General features: G+C 37.0%; 18 protein-coding genes and 2 pseudogenes. All 20 read right to left on the reverse strand.

The genetic code is table 11. The annotated features are described in order from the left end of the window. The 20 genes and pseudogenes from ACNSN2_RS10820 to ACNSN2_RS10915 all read right to left on the reverse strand — a co-directional run bounded on the left by ACNSN2_RS10820 (position 1) and on the right by ACNSN2_RS10915 (position 19,634). The gene (locus ACNSN2_RS10820; RefSeq protein WP_418607308.1) at positions 1-2,961 is read right to left on the reverse strand and encodes a hypothetical protein; all 2,961 of its coding nucleotides are present in this window, start codon (positions 2,959-2,961) and stop codon (positions 1-3) included. Between the two features lie 33 nt (positions 2,962-2,994). After that, the gene (locus ACNSN2_RS10825; protein WP_054201746.1) at positions 2,995-3,819 is read right to left on the reverse strand and encodes a molecular chaperone; all 825 of its coding nucleotides are present in this window, start codon (positions 3,817-3,819) and stop codon (positions 2,995-2,997) included. A 21-nt stretch (positions 3,820-3,840) separates the two neighbouring features. Then, a complete protein-coding gene (locus ACNSN2_RS10830; protein WP_010387823.1) occupies positions 3,841-4,290 on the reverse strand; it encodes a DUF4402 domain-containing protein in 450 nt (149 codons plus the stop codon). A 37-nt stretch (positions 4,291-4,327) separates the two neighbouring features. Further along, complete coding sequence (locus ACNSN2_RS10835; protein WP_054201748.1) at positions 4,328-4,918, reverse strand: DUF4402 domain-containing protein; 591 nt, start codon at positions 4,916-4,918, stop codon at positions 4,328-4,330. A 138-nt stretch (positions 4,919-5,056) separates the two neighbouring features. Beyond that, entirely contained in the window at positions 5,057-5,653 is a 597-nt protein-coding gene (locus ACNSN2_RS10840) for an SPOR domain-containing protein (RefSeq protein WP_054201749.1), read from the reverse strand. A gap of 65 nt (positions 5,654-5,718) precedes the next feature. Beyond that, positions 5,719-6,570 carry an SPOR domain-containing protein gene (locus ACNSN2_RS10845; protein ID WP_418607309.1) on the reverse strand — a complete coding sequence of 284 codons (852 nt, stop codon included), beginning with the start codon at positions 6,568-6,570 and terminating at the stop codon, positions 5,719-5,721. A 277-nt stretch (positions 6,571-6,847) separates the two neighbouring features. Beyond that, positions 6,848-7,726 carry a UTP--glucose-1-phosphate uridylyltransferase GalU gene (gene galU, locus ACNSN2_RS10850; protein ID WP_010387817.1) on the reverse strand — a complete coding sequence of 293 codons (879 nt, stop codon included), beginning with the start codon at positions 7,724-7,726 and terminating at the stop codon, positions 6,848-6,850. A gap of 17 nt (positions 7,727-7,743) precedes the next feature. Next, positions 7,744-7,935 (reverse strand): annotated as a pseudogene (locus ACNSN2_RS10855) (thymidylate synthase); the annotation flags it as partial. 521 nt (positions 7,936-8,456) lie between these two features. After that, the gene (locus ACNSN2_RS10860; RefSeq protein WP_418607310.1) at positions 8,457-10,310 is read right to left on the reverse strand and encodes a hypothetical protein; all 1,854 of its coding nucleotides are present in this window, start codon (positions 10,308-10,310) and stop codon (positions 8,457-8,459) included. A gap of 11 nt (positions 10,311-10,321) precedes the next feature. Further along, positions 10,322-10,825 carry an ABC-three component system middle component 2 gene (locus ACNSN2_RS10865; RefSeq protein WP_418607312.1) on the reverse strand — a complete coding sequence of 168 codons (504 nt, stop codon included), beginning with the start codon at positions 10,823-10,825 and terminating at the stop codon, positions 10,322-10,324. After that, complete coding sequence (locus ACNSN2_RS10870; protein WP_418607314.1) at positions 10,815-11,918, reverse strand: ABC-three component system protein; 1,104 nt, start codon at positions 11,916-11,918, stop codon at positions 10,815-10,817. Before ACNSN2_RS10870 ends, ACNSN2_RS10865 begins: the two co-directional genes overlap by 11 nt. Before the next feature lie 175 nt (positions 11,919-12,093). Then, a complete protein-coding gene (locus tag ACNSN2_RS10875; protein WP_418607316.1) occupies positions 12,094-12,300 on the reverse strand; it encodes a hypothetical protein in 207 nt (68 codons plus the stop codon). A gap of 194 nt (positions 12,301-12,494) precedes the next feature. Continuing rightward, positions 12,495-13,817, reverse strand: a complete 1,323-nt coding sequence (locus tag ACNSN2_RS10880; RefSeq protein ID WP_418607318.1) for a DUF6602 domain-containing protein — start codon at positions 13,815-13,817, stop codon at positions 12,495-12,497. A 34-nt stretch (positions 13,818-13,851) separates the two neighbouring features. Next, complete coding sequence (locus ACNSN2_RS10885; RefSeq protein ID WP_418607320.1) at positions 13,852-14,448, reverse strand: SLATT domain-containing protein; 597 nt, start codon at positions 14,446-14,448, stop codon at positions 13,852-13,854. A gap of 129 nt (positions 14,449-14,577) precedes the next feature. Further along, positions 14,578-15,831, reverse strand: coding sequence for a restriction endonuclease (locus ACNSN2_RS10890; protein WP_418607322.1), 1,254 nt, complete (start codon positions 15,829-15,831; stop codon positions 14,578-14,580). A gap of 438 nt (positions 15,832-16,269) precedes the next feature. Beyond that, positions 16,270-17,001, reverse strand: coding sequence for a MauE/DoxX family redox-associated membrane protein (locus tag ACNSN2_RS10895; protein ID WP_008463945.1), 732 nt, complete (start codon positions 16,999-17,001; stop codon positions 16,270-16,272). A gap of 33 nt (positions 17,002-17,034) precedes the next feature. Continuing rightward, entirely contained in the window at positions 17,035-17,544 is a 510-nt protein-coding gene (locus tag ACNSN2_RS10900; RefSeq protein WP_418607323.1) for a DUF305 domain-containing protein, read from the reverse strand. 142 nt (positions 17,545-17,686) lie between these two features. Next, positions 17,687-18,211 (reverse strand): DUF411 domain-containing protein, encoded by a 525-nt coding sequence (locus ACNSN2_RS10905; protein ID WP_016900197.1) that lies wholly within the window; start codon positions 18,209-18,211, stop codon positions 17,687-17,689. A 9-nt stretch (positions 18,212-18,220) separates the two neighbouring features. Beyond that, positions 18,221-18,708 (reverse strand): annotated as a pseudogene (locus ACNSN2_RS10910) (YybH family protein). A gap of 20 nt (positions 18,709-18,728) precedes the next feature. Continuing rightward, positions 18,729-19,634: a copper resistance D family protein gene (locus ACNSN2_RS10915; protein ID WP_182758738.1), complete on the reverse strand. Its 906-nt coding sequence runs from the start codon at positions 19,632-19,634 to the stop codon at positions 18,729-18,731. Positions 19,635-19,638 lie beyond the last annotated feature (4 nt).

The following is a 19,638-nucleotide window of genomic DNA, read 5'->3' on the forward strand; positions in this document are numbered from 1 at the left end:
TTAGTGGCTAATAAGTTGCGCTTGGACTTGGCAGTTCAAGCCTTTTACTTTTAATTCTGCACATACTTGTTCAAGTTCCCCTTGCGCAGACTCGGCATAAGCGACGGCTAAAATATACCGTTTATGTTTTTCGTCTTTGATATAAAAAGCATCACGCTTTGATTGCTCATTTAAATGACGTTTAATTAATTGATAATACGCTTTCATAATTGGCAATGATGAAAACCCACCCGCATTAGCAATATACGCTGGCGTTTGTGTTTTTTCTTTAAGCTCAAAGTCAACGCCCATTACTACTTCACCTTGCGCTGGTAATTTAACCACCACCTGTTGCGTATCTTTTAAGGATTTACGTTGCTTAAATTCATCATCTATAACCGCTTTATATTCGCCAGGGCGTAAATCGGTAAACAAATAATAACCATCATAAGCAGCCTGCGTTTGCGCCACTTGTTTGCCTTGTTTGTCGAGTAATTTTACGGTAGCAAAAGGCTGCACTTCACTGCTGCCTTGCTCATCTTGTTTGTAAACAGTTCCCTCTAATTCACTACTGTTATTAAGCGGGATTTCCATATATTCAACAAAACCAGCACGCGGTGTAATAGAAAAGCCATCGTGGGCGGCAACTAAAAAAGGCTCACTAATACTACCAGACTCAATCACTATGTCGGTGGTTCTATTTGCCGGCATCCCTTTAAGAATCGCTAAACCATTTTCGTTAGTTACCGCTCGGCGATAGTTTTGAACTCCTTTTACCTTAACGCCTTCAATTCCCTTTTCTCCGTCATCTTGAATATTGTTATTATTTGAATCAAGAAAGACTCTAACCATTAAAGTACCAGAGTTTGCGAGGCTTCTTTTACTTAAAAAGTACTCGTCAGTGTTCGTATCAAAACCAATACTAAAGCGACTAAATAAACCTAGCCGCCAGTTATCATCATCATCGTAACTCATTGTGCTATTTAAGCTAAAACTATCGCTTTGCCAATTTAGACCCAACTCCATAGAAACTAAATCATTTATACGGGAGTTTCTCAGTGTGAATTCAGATTGCAAATTCTGAGATAAACTACGGCTTAATTCTGCTTGGTAACCCAGTATAGTTGAACCAGAGTCTGCGCTATAGTCAACACTAAAACGAGTGTATGTTTTACCAAATCTATGTTGAAGACGCATGCTGCCAAGTGTTGTTGCATCATCTAAAGAATCAAATTTTCGCCAAATTAAGTTGTTACTAACAACGGTACCGCCTAAATTATAAGATAAGGTATTATCAACACTTAAATATGAGTCGCTAAACTCTCTGTTGTTATATGCGAGCGTATTTTGATAGCTCAAGCTTCCAAACGATTTATCAAACAACTTTCCTGCCGTATATAATCGATAACTTTCAGTTTTCGCTGTTTCTGTATCACCAACTATTTTCTCATTGTTTTGAGACAGACTTAAACGTACCGATTGACCAATTAATTCACCTCTAGCAGCTACCTCTAGCTTATCTTCATCGTTATTATTTTTTTCATAATCTAGATTAAGTAATACTTTATCAAATATACTTAGGTTTGAACCAAAAGCATAATTGTTAACATTATCACCCGAATTGCTATTTAATATTGATGTACCAGCATAAACCGATAAATAATCAGTTAATCCCGTTTCATAACGACCCGCTAGCTGCCAACCTATACCTTCTGGCGAATAAATTGACTGATTGAATAACTGCTCACCTTGCTCAGTAATTGACAACTCATAGAACGACTCATCTGCTGACAAACTATTACCATCTATAAAATATTGCTCTGTTTTTCGCTCTACTTGCCCTTGTGGGCCATAAAAAATTAGCTCAAAATTATTAGCACCAAACAATAAATCAATATCTTCAAATAAATAACGCCCATCAGCTAAACTAAACTGCTGCGCTAGCAGTACATCATTACGGTATAACTCAACATCCCACCCTGGTTGAATAGCACCCGTTAAATTAATTTGATTACTATTAACCTGTTTAAAAAGTGGTTTGTTATCAACTTTTACTCCTCTGGCGTAACTACTATTAAATTGTTTACCGACTTGAGTTGCTAATACATCTCCAAATTGAACAGTTGTCGCATTTAAAGGACCTAATAACCGTGCATCTTTACTTTGACGGCTAAATGATAATCTTGAATCTGATAGTAAATCTTGTTTTCGCCCTGCAAAAAAATACTGAGCATTAAAATAGGCTAAGTCATTTGACCCTAATACAGAGTACCCTATCGCTGAATCCGTATTACTCTTGGTTGCACTAAGCTGCACATCAGCAAGAGGAGATGAAATTGCACTGTATGGACTGGCCTTCCACGGTAGTATTGCTTGACGTGACTCTCTATTAGTCACAGTTTCTCGCTGCTCTCTTTCGCGTTTTAATTCTATAGGTAATTTGGTAGGGGAGCTTACATATAGCTCAAGTGCTGAATATTCAATATCAATATCTAACGAAAACCACTGCGCTAGCAAGTTACTATCAACAAACATATCGCCGTTCTCAGCATAAGCTTGTTGGCTGTTAAATGAATATCTAGCGCCGTTAATTTGTACTGTATTTGTATTTAGGTCTAGATAAAACTGATTATCTTCACGAATAAACCAGCCTTGAGCAATAGGGTCATCGCTATTTATATCGATAGCAAAATCCAGGCTTTCTGAAAAACTTAATAAATCTATTAATACACCGGTTTTACTTTTCACCCCGAGCATTTCACCCAGGTAATTTTTTTTCACGAACGATGAAAAAAATAATAACTCCCCTTCGGGGATGCCCTCACCTTGCTGCACATTAAGCTCAGGCTCTGTTCTTTCATTTACAGCTTGATCAGTGTTGTATTGCTGCCATTTTTTATCTATTTTTTTTATGCTAGCAAGAATGGCCTGAGTGTCAGGCTCTGCTGCTAATAATGGATCAATTGATAAAAAAATGATCAACAACCACTTTAAGCGCTTAAAGTAATACATCGCCTATTTCAAATTACCGATAATTGCATTATTGATTGGCGCAAACTTTTCACTAAAAATAGTATCGCGATATTCTTTAAGCCCTGTATAAATTAAGCGAATTTGACCATCTTTCGGGATATTTTGATCTGCAAAAATTGGTATCGTCGCCGTTGTTGTTTTTAGCTCAGGGTAAATACTGAAATCGTTTAACATGGCGATCTTTTTCTCTGTATCCGCTCCTTTTTGCTTAAAGAAAACTTCTAACTTGCCAAAAGAACTAAAGTCACCCTCTCGCTTAATTTCAATCTCAAGCGCCTTTTTTTCTGGGCTGTGTATAAGCTGTAAATTACTGATATTTACATTGGGTTTTTCAGCACCTTTTCGCAAAATAACGGGAATAGTGTAGCTTAAGAGTAAGTTTACCTTGATGCCTAGTCTCTGTTGCTGACTTTGAGCTTCATTAGGGAGTGCTTTAAAGGCTAGATGAGAGCGGTATTCCTGCTCTGCTAAACCTTTCGGCTTTCGAATAGCAAGCTTAACTATTTGCCTTTCTCCTGGCGCTAATCTAACTTGTGATGGGCTGATCCTAACCATATTTTTAAGTGAAGATGAACTTTCTTGATCAGCCGCTAAATTAGCATACCCTCCCCCAGCTAGAGCGACTTTATCTTGCCACTCCAACCTATAAGTTTTGGGTTCATTAGAGTTATTAACAACAATGACTTTAGCAACACGTTGGCGCTCATCAAAATTGATTCTTGTTGGAGAAATAAGTAAGTTTGCATAAGAATGAAAGCTAATTAAAATAAAGCTTACTAAGATAAAAAAAGTTTTTATTATTGTCATTTAATCAACATCTCTAGTTGTCTAATAATTTAGCGTCACTTCAATTGTAGTATCAAAGATGCCATCTTTATAAGTATTGCCGTCACCTGAGGTACTCAATTGCCCCCCAACTCTCAATAACGCAGTCCCTGTGGTATCGGTTGTAATGGTCGCATTGTATATGAGTTGATTTAAAATCAGAGATGCACCACCGAAAATGTTATTTAAAGGTTGGTTGCTTACAAAGTCACTTACATTTACTTGAATACGTGCAGGGTATCCTTCAAGCAGCAATTCAGCTGCATGGCCTTTTTCAAGTAAATATATCTTATTGGTTAAGGTATTTGTATTACTAGGCAACAAAGTTATGGAGCTAATGCTTTGATTATCACTTATAACAATTTTACCAAAACTCAATGGCTCAAGCGGTGTTACCTGCGCGCACAAACCTGGAGTTAAGGAAGCTGCTAGTATGAATAAAATTAATTTCATAAAATAGCCTGCTTTATAATAAAGCAGGCTTTGCTCATTAATAGTTTAATTCTAATGTGAATGAGCCACTGTAAGTGCCATCAATGTAATCACTCGTAGGAGTAGTGGCATCTGTCGTTAATGTGGCACCAACATTAAATGTCGCTTCACCATTTGCGTCTACCTGAATAGTCGTTGTAGCAGCACTGTTAGGCGTCGCGCCAGTTAGCACATAATACGTTGGAGTACCCAAAGTAAATGCTGCAGTACCAGCAGGTGCTGCATCAGGTGAAATTGCAGTTTCTGTCGGATTTGTAATTGTCAGTGAACCGAAAGGAGACACGCCTGAAACAGAAAAAGCGGCTGGTGCACCTGGTACTAAAATTGCGATTTCAGCATCTGCAATCGATGTAGAAGCCGTTGTAGGTGAGGTCGCTGGATTTGCGGCTAAAACAAGAGTAGCCGTCTCAGCTGCTGCTAAATCCGCTGAGGCACGAATTGTTCCAAAATCTAGTGCAGAATCGTTAGTCAAGGTAAAAGCATTTTGAACTGTAACACCTGCTTGAAACGAAACTGATTCAGCTGCAGCGCCGAAAGAAAGTACAGCCATTGATGCAGCTAATGCTGCTTTAGTAAATATTTTGTTCATAGTTTTCCCTTAGATATAAAGTATAAACCTGTTAGTCAGGTTATGTTAAGTATCGGCCAAAATCACTAAAAAGTTAGAAAAATATTTACTTTATTTTGATTTATAATAACAGGATGCAAAAATAAGCGTAAAAAAACCTTAAACATCCTCTGAAAATGTCGCTAAGGTACACTTATTACCTATTTTGTAAAAAAACAAACACAACTGCGCCGCTTGCTGTTGATTTTTCAGCGGGCCTGCTACAACACTATAAAACGTTGTTGATTCCTTTTGTTGCTCATTAATGCGGTATTGTAAAATACTGTTTAACTGAGGGTATTGCTCTTTTAGTCGCTGTACTTGCCTTTTGGCTCCGTTAGAAACTAAATAACGTCCAATTTGTACACCGTAAATTGCTTTGTTTGTACTGATAGTGTTATCGGCTAAGGCAGTTTCTGAGGAGAGTTGTAAAGATTGCTTAGAGCCATATTCAACACGTTTTACCTTCTCTTTCAACGGCTCAGGTACGGTATCAATATCTGTTTGTGCAGAAAGAGCTTGAATCAGTAATGATAAGTCCTCTTCCATGGTGCTTAAACGCGCTATCTGCTCTTTGTTGTTATCCCATTGCTCTAAGTAAGGTTTTATATCTTTTTCACGCACAAGCTTGTCGCTTTGTGAGTCGGCGGGCATTAGCTGGTTGCTACAACCAGCTAATGCAAATGGTATTAGTAATATTATTAAACGAAGTTTCACTTTAAAGAACCTATTACAAAAAACTAGCTCTAGCTATTATGCAATAAAAGCGCCAAATAAATAATTTATAATCTAATTGGTTTGTCAGTGTAGTTACTCACAAAGCAATCAACTTTATAGAATTTAAATACCTCACAATCATCCTCAGCACTTTTAAAGTTAAAATACTCACCTAATTTTAATCGATAATAGGTTTTGTTATTAACTTTTGCTTTTTCAATGTTTGTCGTGATTTTATCCTTAAACAAAGGCGCTGCTTTTTTGTTAATGTGCTTCCACTGCTTAGCAACACTCTCTTCTGAATCAAGCGAAGCTACCTGCAAAGCAAATACCTTTCTATTAGTATCAACCATTGCCACTTTTGTTGCCTTCGATATTTTAGAAGCGACCTTTTTATTCATCCTTGGATTAATAGCTTTTACTGACGAACGAACAGAGCGGTTACTGTAACTTTTTGGAGGGGCTGTAATCATTTTTTTAGGCACACTTGCATGGCGACTGTTGTATCGCTGATTTTGTAGAGCGTCCCTATTAGTTGGTTTTGCGTAGCGATTACTATATCTTTGCTTTGGGCGATCAACTTTATCTGACGTGCTTGCGTAGTTATTACCATACCTGAGGTTTGGCGATGTATTAGCCTTAATTGATGAGCGTGCATAGCGATTGCTAACAGCCTGATTTGATTGCGCTATTGCTTTACTATTAATAATATCTAAATTATCAACTAAATATGTAAGCTCGCGTTCTAATTTTAATAGTCGCTCTATACCAGAGCGCGCCTGTTGCCATTGCAAAGCGGCATCTTTTAGCTGTGCTAGCTCAAGTGCGGTAATGGTTACATATTCAGGAGAATCTTTAACTTGTTCATTTAACGTAGTTTTATCTGGCGATATAGTACAGCCACTCCCAATTAACATGAGTAACGCTATAACTAAATATCGGTGATACTTTATGCTGCATTCACACATTGATTGTTTCTCTTTCAACAGTTTAGATCGCTAAATTGAGCCAATTTACAATTGGCCTAATAAAGAACGTTAACTACAAAACAACTTTAATTAACATAAAGCTTACATTACAAACCCAGATCTGTCTGTATAACTGCAAAAATAGTTATAATTAAAGTCCTGAAAAAGCAACTTTACAATCAAAAAAAAAGCGCCATATAGGCGCTTTAAATAAATAAAGAACTGATTAGATTAACGTTTTAATAAAGGTCTTAAGCTCATCAGCAAATTCATCGCGGCGTAAGGCAAATTCAATCGTCGCCTTCAAATAACCAATTTTACTACCACAATCATGGCTTCGGCCTTTGATAGCATAAGCGTCTACTTTTTCGTTTTGCATAAGCATCGCAATTGCATCTGTTAGCTGAATCTCATCACCAGCACCTTGTGGTGTTTTAGCTAATAATGGCCAAATATTTTTACTCAACACGTAACGACCAACCACAGCAAGGTTTGAAGGTGCCTCGTCAACGGGTGGCTTTTCTACCATACTCTTAATGGGTGAGCTTTCACCTTGGTTTAACTCAACATCACCTAAATCAACAACACCAAATTTATCTACGTCATCTTTAGGAACTGGTTCAACCATAATTTGACTATGTTTACTTTGCTCAAAACGAGTGATCATTTCTGCTAAATTATCTTTTGTTAAATCACTTTCCACTTCATCGATAATAACGTCAGGTAAAATAACCACAAAAGGTTCATCCCCTATAATAGGGGCAGCACAGTTAATAGCGTGACCTAACCCTTTTGCCTCACCTTGGCGCACATGAATAATCGTCACGTCGTTAGGGCAAATAGACTGTATTTCGGCAAGTAATTGCCGCTTTACACGTTTCTCTAAAGTAGCCTCTAATTCAAAGCTAGTATCGAAATGGTTTTCAATTGAGTTTTTACTCGAATGCGTTACTAACACTATCTCTTTAATGCCAGCGGCAACGGCTTCGCTCACAACGTATTGAATTAGTGGACGGTCTACAACTGGCAGCATTTCTTTTGGAATTGCTTTAGTGGCCGGTAACATACGTGTTCCAAGGCCCGCTACAGGGATCACTGCTTTCATTATGCTCTCCTTATTTTTTAAACTGAAAATGGGTACTGAATCGCTTCATGGCATTGATAGCCAACCACCTCAAAGTCATCACGTGTTACCCATGTTTCTATATCTTCGAGTGATTTAATCTCTGGGTTGATTTTTAATTGGGGAGAAGCAAATGGCTCACGCTTTAACTGCACATCTCGCATTAAATCGAGCTGGTTTTCATAAATATGTTTTATGAACTAAAATATTTTTATCAACCTAGTAGTTTTAAGGAATTAAATAATTAAACGCAAAGACTGACCTATTGTAGCTTAAACCCAAGATATTCAATATATTTTATTCTATCAGCCTAATGAATTTATTTAAATAGAGAACCTGAAACCAAACTATTTATTATGAACCAAATAAAAAATAACATCCTACTGATATTAAGAAGTAAAAAATCTCTCTACATTAGAAAAACTAAAAAAATTTATTAATTTTAAACCTCGTCTGCTTAAAAAATTCTAACTTTGTAGTGGTCAACTAATTTGGCTACTGTTTTAGGATCTTTGTATCTAATCACAGATTATATTGATGAATATATCGACTTCCCGGATATGGCTACATAATCTCTGACTACGAATTAAAAAGATTAAGACAACACAAAAATTCAACCCAAGCTATCAGGTTTTGCAATTGGACTTCATCAAATCTTAAAGTCGTGTATGTGCCATGAGCGTTATACGGTTCCTACACTAGTAACAATAATTTAATTCATGGGCTTTGTTGGAAAAAAACCATAGCGTCCTGAATTTTTCTTAGTAAACTGAGTAACTTGCCTTCCTGAACTGTACTTATTCGGTATAGATTTTTTATTTTCAAAAACAATAATTTGTTTAGATTTCCAGGCTGCCAAACTATCAAAGAGCTTAATATTTACATCCGTATCACTAAGGTCATCTGCCTCATCATCTGGCTCCTCATAGGCAAGTAATGGCGAATCAAGTATGGAAAAACCTAAGTGAGGTAATTCATTATCTTCTGTATATCTCATCAGTCCGAGAGTCGCAGCAGCATGCGTAATAGCTCGGTGTCCTTTGCCATTACTAATTCTATGCTTCCCATTAATAACAAAATCACCTGTTTCTTTATCAAAGTGAACATCATTGGAATTAGGTAAGCCCCACTCTTGCAGAAAACCTCTTACTTCTTTCGAAAGCTTAAACAGAGCGCTTGTTGGTAACGTCCTTTCACTTTCTTCCTTGCCTTTAGATTCCTTTTTAGAAGCTGAATTTTCTAACTCTACTTTCTTTCTAGTTAAAAGCATTAATTGCTCATGCTGTTTTATTGAATCATCAAGTTCGGATTTTAAATTAAATAATTCTGTGTAATTTGTCCGCTGTTCATCCAATTCAGGGTTCACAACAGCTAATTCTTTACCAACAGAAGATATTTTTTCTTCTATATTCGGCAATTGCTCTATAATTGACTCTAACTCAGAACTAAGATTGTTCACTGTAAATTGAAGCTCACCATTAAGCCCTTCAACCTTGGATTTTTCTGATACAGCAGCAGCAACAACATCTTTAATATCTTTATCACAGTCTTGATGAGTTTTATCCTCAGAAACAAGTCTTCCACACGTAGGGCATTTTTCAGAAGGCAATGCTTCAAGCAAAATCCCTGTTTCAGAGATACTTTCCAGTCGAGCCATATCTGAAGCATACTGTTTTTGCAGCAGTTTGAACCGGGATAACATTTCGACTACTTCATTAATTCTGATGCTCTTGAGTTCTAATTCGTCTCTTAAAGCAGCCCGGTTTCTGACTAAACTATTGTATTTTTCTTCATTGGCATCAAGGGTAGAGCGTTCTTTCAATATAGTCTGTGACAACATCTCATCTTGCTGTCTAAGCTCCGTCAGTGAATTTTCTAAAGTAGATACATCTCCTAACGACTTACCCTGTTCTTCTATTAGTTCCTTTAAAACCTCAATTTTTGCTGCTCTAGATAGAGCTTTTTTTTCAACTTCTGCTGGCAATAGTGAACTATCATCCACCCCCGTAAGAATAAACTTCAACCTAGATTTATGCTCAGTTAATTTTGTGTATTGTGTACTAATATATGGTGAGGATTCTTTTTGAATATTTGCTTCATTAACAATCGCAAGATCTAGAGAATTCCTTAGAGTTAAACTAATCAGTCCATTCTGCGCATTCTTTTTAAGTTTCTTGTTCGATAAATTCACTTTCTCGAGTATAAAAGAGGATATACTTTTTATCTTTTTAGTTTCACTTTTAGCCCTAAGAATGACAGGCTCTATGTCTAGTGGTTTTCTTTTATGTAATCCTTCGAAGCACTCATAATCACCACCCTCTATACTTCTTACAAAAGTGAAGCAATCTGATTTAGAAAACGCCACACCTAGGATTACTTGGTCATAACCTTCATGTTCAGGAAGCTCTTTCAGGGGCTTTTCTGTACCCAGCATAAAATCAATCCCATCCAAAACGGATGACTTACCTGTATTTGAAGGGCCATATACTACATTCAAACCACTTCCAAATTCTATTTCTGCCGATTCTTTTACCGGGCCAGTAAAAATAATAAACCTAATTTCCATCTCAATAATACTCAGCTATTTTTTGCAATTGACATCTCTGCGGTTTGGAATTCATTTCTCCAACGATCAAATGCGGAATTGAAGATTTCTGAGAACAACCTATCACCGTAATCGTTATACATTGTGACAGCCCACTCTGCTCTTTGACTAAGTTCTTTTATATATTCATTTGTTAAGCTTTCGATAAAGACACTAGCAAGCTCTGTTGCACAGTAATAGAAGCCATCAGCTGTTATTACTTTCTGTACAAGCCTTTTGCTTTCCATAAGAACAAGGCCATTTTCAATTAACGGCCTCCTCACCAAAAGCTCACCACTTCTTTGTAGAATATTCGGATGTAGGCTCGGTGGAGCATTTTCAATATCTCCGGAATGAACAACAATATGATCTAAAGCTAACAGTTGCTGTATATCGAATTTATTTGAGAGGTCAGCAACTAATATACATATGGATCGTACCCCTGTTTCTAAAGCACTGTTAAATATGAAATCTGAATGTAGAGTTTCACTCATCATCTTCCAACCATTTTAATTTGTCGTCATTAGCCAATTGGTGGCATATACCATATCTATCTTTCACTCTTATATTTTCAAATAAACCATTTGAATCAAGCGGCACAGACTTTGACTCATTTAAAACAGCCTTAAGTTTAATTAGACTATTTTCATGCTCGTCTTCTGCTGTATCTATAACTCCATCAAACATGTCATTTTGAAGATCCTCAAATGTACCCAGCGGAACAGAATCTCGAGCAAAGGTTCTTAATGATTCAGCAAAGTAGAACGATTCTCTTTGCCTAATAAAATGCTTTGTAAGATCAGGGAAACTATCAATCTGAAAATCTTGTTGCTTAATACCTTTGCTATCAGCATAAGCATTATATAATTGCTCTATATAGCGAGCCTCATTATTTTGAAAGACCTTAGGAGGCTTTGAAGGCGCTGGGCGTTCTTTTAGTCCACCACCAAACCTTATTGGGTAATATGGGGTTTCTCTATATTCCTCGACAACTTCATTTACGGGTTTGTATTTGAAAATACTAAAGTCAAAGCACAAGACGAATTCCTTGAATTCGCCCTCTAGTGAAATCTCTTTGGTTGTAGTTATACTCTTCGAACACCAGCTATCCCACTCTTCTAAAAGCTTACTCTTCAATTTTTCTGAATTTAATAATAATTTTTTAAGTGATGGGCCACAGTCCTTAGGGGAGAAAAAGTAATATTTTTTTGGCTTTGTCAAATTTCCAGTATAAACATGCCATAATAACTTACCGATTTCAGGAATCGCAGTCCCTGGCGCCAAAGGATCACCTTTATAGTATTTGCATTGATAATTTTCCCAGCTTCCAGAAAAACCATGCTCAGTGTGAAAACAGGCAACGTCTACACCATAATCATTTGCCCCACCTAAACGCGTTACAAGGTGATACTTTGATTTTTGAAATGTTCCCCATTCTTCTAGAAAATATTCCCATTCTTCGGCTGAGAAAAGAAACAAGTGCTGCCTAGGAGTTATTAATTTACCATAAGAAACTTGATGAAAAGACGCTGAATCATTTTCACTCTTAGGTTTAGCTAATTCGAGAGCATTTAAGGCTAAATTTAACACTTATAAAACTTCCATTTTCTAGGCATGATCCCACGCTTTGTTTTATCACTCGAATCTCGGGCATTCATGTGAATAGATTCTCCATATAACGCTCTGTTAATGGGCAAAATATAGTTGGCTAAAATAAGTAAAAGCCAACTGTATTTTGTCCTTGTTAAACAGTTTGTTATGTATTTTATTTTATTTTATTTTCGAGAAACTCTTTCGTACCAATTCTAGGGTCTATTTCTTCTAGGCATTTTTGAAAGTCCTTTATTTTCCCATTAATTAAATCAGGTTTATCCGCATCTATACTGTAACCAATCTTCAGGCAATTAAGTTGCTGGTCTATCAGCTTGGTCTGAACCCAAACATAGCCATAATAAGATGTTGGAATGCCCAATATGATACCTAGCACCCAAACCCAATTCCGTAGTAAATAACCAATAATATTTAAAAGCAACTCATACCTCCACAACCAATCCTGATAAACACATAACACCCAATTAACGGGCAAAAAAATTGTTGTCTATAATGTTTGAGGCACGAAAAACAGCAAACTGTTTTTTGTCCCTGTTTAATTGACTTATTATACGTTTATTCCATAAAAATTATATTCATATAAGTAGGCCTTATTTCATTTTCTTCACACCACAAATCGAATTTTTCACGTTCAGATGAAACAAAACCAGTTCCATCGTCATTTGTAATCACAAGTGTAAGACTATTAATAGGTCTCAAAAAATCTCCATCAATCATAAAATCTCTACTGTTAGTTAGAGAGCCAATAACATGCTCTAAGCTAGAGTTCTTATTATTTTGTAGGTAATCTTGCATACCTTCATCTAATGGAAAATAACCGCCTTGCATTGCCATTATATTTATTGCAGACATTTCAGCTGTACCTATCGTATACGGCGCCCAAACATTATCATTACTTCGAATTAAGTCTTTTTCTTTCATTTCTATAGTTTTATACAACCATCCAGCTCTATCTTCTATTTCTTTAGGTATTGCTAGCAACAAGGGTTGAATATTGTCCATGTGAAGTCCATCATCCCAAGGCATTTTCACATCAAAAAATATTGCAATTTTAGACCAGATTAATTCTAAGATCATTTTTGCTGGATTATGCCTAGTCGAAAAAGATATAACCCAAGAATTTTGATCTTTAATTACGGTAAAGGGAATACCATTACCTTTTACAATACAATATTCATTAGAGGTTACCAATGTTGGCAGGCTAGGAACTCCAAGTCCTTGACCACCATCTTTACCTTTTTCTTCAAGGATCTTTATAAAAGCGGTTCTTAAGCCATTCTCACTTTTATAACCTTCGTAACCATGAATAATACTTACTGGAGCTAATGATTCCTGTACCAAGGCATAGAATAAAATACTGTCACTTTTTGAAAGATGATGTATGTCCAAGTATTTCTTTGGTGCTATTTTTCCAGTAATTTGAGAGAAGCACTTTCTAGCAATTGAGATATCAGGTTCATAATTTTCAGTTTTTAACTTATTTTCAAAGTGTTCAGAGAATCTCTTTCTTATTCCACCTAAATGTTCAAATGCATCAATGTAATCTTTTTTTCTTAAAGTTTTCTTAACTTCAAAAATACAAAGGATATTTTCTATTTCGTAGATGTACTCGTCTGTTAGTCCATAACGAACACCATCACCATGAACCAACATGCAATCAATCTGTTCCGGCAACATTTCGCCACCAACGGATATAAAACCAGACACTACTTGTAAATTGAGATTTTGTGGAAGGATAAATGCTTGGTCGATGCCTTGTTTTGTAACCTCTTCATATGCACTGCCTAGTGTAGGCATATGAGGCATCTCAAAATCTTTTAACTTTGTTGTTTCTTCTTGAATAAACAACTCTAAGAGTTGAGAGGCTTTAATAATCATCGGTGTTCTCCGTCCTTGAGAAAAGTATAACGCCTCAAGCAGAGGCGCAGCTTTGCTGCATCCCTTGGCTTGACTTGTTAGTTTCTGTTGCTTCAGCTGATTGCATTTTTTGAACTAATGATGGCTCTTCAGTTGCCTTTTTATTTTGAGCCTCAAGAGCTTTTTTGTAAGATTTCTCACTTACTATATATTCTTCTGCTCTTTGATTAATTGAAGAGTATTGGCTGTTAAGTGAATCAATTTCGTTTGATAGATGCTCTAAATCTAAGATTCTATCAAAGTATAATGCTATAAGCCGTTCACACTCCCTTGCTACCGCAAGGTATTCGTTACCTATTTCTCGATGGCCTTCATAACTCTTTTTAAAATTAAAGAATGTCTGAACACCACCAAGCAACGCCGCAGTCAGTGCTAGAACTGCTCCAACCCATTTGCTCCAATCGGGCAATTCGGTTCCCAGTAAAGCAAAAAACACTGAACCTAGAATCAGGTTAATTACTACTATTGGAATACCACAAAGGATATGAAGGTGGCGTCCATTTTGGGACGCATAGAAATGACTGTGCTTACCAAGATGGGAGTTCCATCTCAGCTTTTCTATTACATCAACAGTGTATGGAACAGATTCCATTCAATTCTCCTAAGAAACTAACGCCAAGCTCACCGGCACATATTGCGGAGAGCGTTTTTGTGTGAAAATGGAGCGAAGCGACTCACACAAAAACGAGCGTAGCAACATGTCTCCGCGTGCAGCTTTTTGTTAGGCTTTTTCACTTAGCAGCCCTGAACGATTTATGATTACCCCACGAGCAAATTTAAGTTTATCAACCAAACCTGCTTGCGTCTTGGGAGCCTCATCTGAATCACCAAGTGGACAATAGCTACCATCAGAAACAAGACCAATCTCGCAGCTTCCATGTATCGAATTAAGGATAAGCATTTTATCTTCATCTTCTTTAACAGGTGATTTTAGGAATCTATTAAAGTAGTTAATTTCCTCATTCTTAGTCATATGGTTAACTTTAGAACAATAATTCTCACTGCATTGAACGCTAAGCTCATGAAAGAGAGTGTTAAAAATAGGCTCATAGCGATCAAATTTAAATTTATCAGGTAGCTCTGTATTCGTTTCAGCGAATTCTTCAGGATTGTACAGCAATTTAGCAGTTATCTCCTCACCAGACCTAAAAAGAAGACATTGCATTATATAGGACAAGCCCTGAATTAATGGAGCTTGGTCTCTATTTAAAGAACTACATTTGAATATAAATGGATATACATTTAGCATCCCAGTTGCAGCAACAGAGAACAGCCTAACTTCATCTAAGTCTAGCCCCCATTGGTGGTTAACTAAATCTCCATAAGCCACCTCTGCCAAAACTGCTATTAACGTGAGATATGAGTTTTCATAATACTCATCCCTTTTATCCCATAATTCATCTAGCTCGCCTCCAGCAGGAAGTAGCATTAAGTTTGAAAATTTAGATTCGATAACTTTACAACGACCACTAAATGCAAGCGACGATGGAAGGAACCTGGCTAATGTCCGTGGGTTTTTTCTTAAGAGAAGCTCTAGATCGTGCCCTTGCCAAACTGAAATACTCGGAGTTTTATGTGTGCTCTGAAAGTCTTTGATCCAATCTAATGTGGGGTTGGATATTGTAGCATTGGTGATAATAAGAACATTATCTTTAGTGTTGTTTCCAGAGGCATTTAATATCGTACCTTGAACTTGTGATTTTTCTAATTGTTTTTTTCGGTATTTTACTTCAAACCAGTACTTTTCTTCTTTGGAAGCTGAAGGCAGAACAGTCCAAAATGTTGCCTCTAAATCACGCCCACCATCAGTGGCAGAGTTACCTTCTCCTCCTTTCCTCCACGTTAAATTAGAAAAGCCCATCTCATCCAACAAATGAAATATTAGATTCTCGAAGTCTACGGGACTAATTTCGGAAAAATCTAACCGTTCCTGTAAGAAATCTATATCTGTAAGGGTAACTGATATGTCCGTCATCTAGACCTCTGTTTCATGGATGCCTAATAATTTAATAGTGCGCTCATCGCGCATATTTCTGCCGACTTAACGCTCATTTATCTATCTTATATAGTTTTAACAAATTACCTAAGGCATTACTATCTCTAAGTTTTGTAAAATTTTTAGGTAGAGTTAAATGAACCAATTGCGCGCGCCGCTCATTTTCAGGAATATATGCGCAAACGACTCAGCTTGACCAATTAATAAACTATGATATTTAGCTAATCCCAATGACTGGTTATCGCTCATAGCAGTCTGCCTGATGAAGTCTAAACTTATTCACTTAAACTGTAAGAACTGATATGAGCTAGTACAGCTGATATGCTATTTACGACAAAGTCGCTCGGTAATTAGAGCGACATAATCCCTTGGTAATCACACTAGTACATCATCATGTTTTTAAATTAAAGCTGTTGTTTACTTAACAAACATCCAAATACCGGCAGCGATCATAAACAGGTTTTCTGTTAGGGAGATAAACCCTAGTGGTACGTTACTGTCACCGCCTACACACGCACATTTTAACTCTCGTTTATCTATATAGACTGCTTTTATCACTGAAACAGCACCAACCCCACCTATGAACAATGAAATAGGGGCAATAATATAGGCTGGTAATCCGGCTATCATTCCAATGCCAACAAATGCTTCTAAAAATGGGTAAACATAGGCGTACCTGACTACTTTCATAGCGACTAAGTCATAGGTTATAAATGAATTAGTAAAGCTAAATAAGTCTTGAAGCTTTTGTATTGCTAACACTGCCATTGTTAGGGCTACAAACAGTTCAGCGGTTTGCATTGATAATAAGCTATTATTCGCTGCAAAACTAAATGCCACACTAAGCAAAAAACTAACCGAAAAAATCGCAATCACGGGCGTGTAAGTTGTACCTTCTTGCCCAGCTTTTGGCTTATCAAAGTAATCGCGTAAGTCGACATAGCCACCTATACGTTTATTATCAATAAATGTTTGAGGTGTAGTTTCTACACTGTGTTGTTTTTTAAATTCATCTGTTTGCTCTCGAGAAGTTAATAGCTGATCATCAACTGTATATCCCTCTCGCTCTAGTAGGTCTTTTGATTTTAAACCAAACGGACAAATATGCTCATCTGTGGCCATTCTAAAAAGTTGGGCTGATTTACTCATGTTTAGCTCCCTTTTATGTATTGGTATAAAATTTTACTTAGCATTAAAATCCGGTACGGTCCTAGATTGTGCTTGTTCCTGAGTTTCTGCTAGGCCATTTTTTTCTATATCGTTCAGTAACCACTGCATCTCTTTAATCTCACGACGCTGTGCTTCAATAATATTTGTTGCAAGCTCTTGGACGCGCTTGTCTTTGATATTAGCTCTATCACTAGTCAGTATAGCGATTGAATGATGCGGTATCATGGCTGACATCCAAGACTGATCGTTGACCGTTATTTGCGAACGTACTAAAAATAATGCGCCTACAAAGCTAATAATGCTGATCCCTAAAACTACGCTGTTTTTCTTTTTATCCTTATACATATTTAGCATAAACAACAGCATAACTACCGCCATTGCAGCCCCCATATAAATAGCCATATAGGTACGCGTTTCACTAAAAAACACATGGCTTAGCTGATAACTATTCAAATACATTAGTACAAACATGACTAATGTTGATGTGGCTATCATTAAGAAAAATTTTAAATACTGTGACATTACAATGGCTCCTTTTCAGTTGTTCAACTTGTATTTTATTTATACTAAGGGGTATTACTTACAATTTATAAGGCGTAAGCCCACTATATATTTAATCATCGCATTAATACTTACGGCTAACTCAATAACTATGCCATAAGAGTTAAAACTGCACTGCGTATTTGCTGATATGCTTATAAGTATGTTGCTGTGAATCTTGAGTAAGTACTTCAATATTATATTTATGAAAACGATTGCCCATCTCCATACCTGGCGTGCCAACAGGCATTGCCGGAACTGTCAGCCCGATCGTTTTCTGAGGGTGTTGTTCAGCTAAAAACTGCTTTATATATTTAGCTGGCACGTGCCCTTCAAAAACATACCCATCGGCTGAAACAGCGCTATGGCATGAGCGCATATTTGGCTTTATTTGATATTGAGCTTTAATTAGCCCCATATCAGCAACATCTATTGCTTTTGTTTTAATGCCACTTTCATTAATATGCTCAATCCATTTTTTACAGCACCCACAGTTTTTACTTTTATAAACTGTCAACTCAATCTCTGTTTTATCTTTTTCTATGGCCTCTTGGACTGGCAATACACTGTGTGGGTTTTCCATACTTTTTACTGATATAGACACCGCCAACATCACTGAAAGTGCAGTTGTTATGTACGTTAATCGCATGTTACTTCCTTAATTTGACCAATGAATATGTGTGATTTTCCAGCCATTGCGGGTCTTTTTTAGAGTCATTGACTCCATACCCGTTGTGTTAATGGCTTTACCTTTGTAGCTGCCCATCGTTTCACTTCGCGAAATGGAGTAAGCGATATCACCACTTATATAAACCTGATGTTCTAATAGTTTGCTATTAACCGAACTGAGGTATTTCATATCCGCTAGCATGTGGTGATTTGCATATTCATCGGCAGAACGCTCAACGCCTCCGCCTTCAAAAATAATGACGTTATCAGCTAATAATGAGCGAGCTTTTTTTGATCACTTTGATTTAATGCTTGGTGAAAGGCACTTACTGCTTGCGCAGCTGGGGTATCGGTACCAACAAATAACACACGCTCATTTGCATGTTCCTCATTCTTGTGTGCGCTTACAGCTAGTGAGTTCAATGCGCCAAAAAGTAATAGCGATGTTATGATTATTTTTGCAGAGTTATTAAACATGTTGCTCTCTTTTTATTAAATTAATTTGGGGGACCAACAAGTGTGGTGAACACGCTTGTTGTAATAAGTACAAAAGCAGCTATCAGCATTTCTACACTGATGGAACGTTTTAGTGTACCTACATGCTGTTTTTGGGTGATTCTCGGAACTAAAATTAGTTTGTGCCAAGCCCCCATCATAAGCATCGCGCTCACTAGTAGCAGTTTTAGCAAAATTAATTGCCCATAACTTGACGTGAACAGCGCTGATAACGAATGCAGGTAATTAAGCAAAAGCGCTAAACCTGAAATAAGCAGCACAAATACAACGATGATGGCTAAGTGCCCAAACAGGTGCATTACCTTCTTAACTTCATGAACAGATAATATGGTACAGCTTTTATATAGTGGCCACAGTGACCCCACCCAACTTGCTATTGCAAGAAGGTGAAAAGTTAAAATGCTTTTTACTAACCCATTTTCATTTGCACTGTGACCTGTGAAAGTGAAGCTATATGCAATAGATATAAGCAAAACCAACATAACTGTATTATTTATAACCACTGCAAAACGGTGCTTTATGTTAATGCGCCAATTAAGTGCAACAATCATAGCCACAAAAAGCGCTGCGCCTCTGAAAAGAGCTTGTTCTCCTATAACTGATTGCCAAACAATCTCTTGCATAAAAGGGTCTAGCATTCCCGCTACACCAGATTCTGCAATTGCACCAGCTTCAATTGGTACTTGTAAAATGACAGCAATAAAACCCAATGCCACACATTGAATTTGCCAGCGCTTTAAATACTGAGAGAAACTTATAAAGTGATGACCAGATAAATTACTGGCGATAATAAAACGAATTAAAAAAGTACCAGCAAGTGCGGCCAAAGCACTATAGCTTGCTAGCTTTAATAATAGTAAAAGTACTGACCATTCACTTACTTGTATCATG

It is taken from the genome of Pseudoalteromonas sp. US3C1013, assembly GCF_048401115.1.
GTDB lineage: Bacteria > Pseudomonadota > Gammaproteobacteria > Enterobacterales > Alteromonadaceae > Pseudoalteromonas > Pseudoalteromonas undina.

Bases quoted from the DNA above. Each gene is read 5' to 3' on its own strand.
- ACNSN2_RS10890 (WP_418607322.1), bottom strand. From the start codon at position 15,831: ATGACGGACATATCAGTTACCCTTACAGATATAGATTTCTTACAGGAA.
- ACNSN2_RS10845 (WP_418607309.1), bottom strand. From the start codon at position 6,570: ATGTTAATTGGGAGTGGCTGTACTATATCGCCAGATAAAACTACGTTA.
- ACNSN2_RS10830 (WP_010387823.1), bottom strand. From the start codon at position 4,290: ATGAAATTAATTTTATTCATACTAGCAGCTTCCTTAACTCCAGGTTTG.
- ACNSN2_RS10835 (WP_054201748.1), bottom strand. From the start codon at position 4,918: ATGAACAAAATATTTACTAAAGCAGCATTAGCTGCATCAATGGCTGTA.
- ACNSN2_RS10905 (WP_016900197.1), bottom strand. From the start codon at position 18,211: ATGCGATTAACGTACATAACAACTGCACTTTCAGTGATGTTGGCGGTG.
- galU (WP_010387817.1), bottom strand. From the start codon at position 7,726: ATGAAAGCAGTGATCCCTGTAGCGGGCCTTGGAACACGTATGTTACCG.
- ACNSN2_RS10880 (WP_418607318.1), bottom strand. From the start codon at position 13,817: ATGATTATTAAAGCCTCTCAACTCTTAGAGTTGTTTATTCAAGAAGAA.
- ACNSN2_RS10825 (WP_054201746.1), bottom strand. From the start codon at position 3,819: ATGACAATAATAAAAACTTTTTTTATCTTAGTAAGCTTTATTTTAATT.
- ACNSN2_RS10860 (WP_418607310.1), bottom strand. From the start codon at position 10,310: ATGGAAATTAGGTTTATTATTTTTACTGGCCCGGTAAAAGAATCGGCA.
- ACNSN2_RS10885 (WP_418607320.1), bottom strand. From the start codon at position 14,448: ATGGAATCTGTTCCATACACTGTTGATGTAATAGAAAAGCTGAGATGG.
- ACNSN2_RS10900 (WP_418607323.1), bottom strand. From the start codon at position 17,544: ATGTCACAGTATTTAAAATTTTTCTTAATGATAGCCACATCAACATTA.
- ACNSN2_RS10865 (WP_418607312.1), bottom strand. From the start codon at position 10,825: ATGATGAGTGAAACTCTACATTCAGATTTCATATTTAACAGTGCTTTA.
- ACNSN2_RS10895 (WP_008463945.1), bottom strand. From the start codon at position 17,001: ATGAGTAAATCAGCCCAACTTTTTAGAATGGCCACAGATGAGCATATT.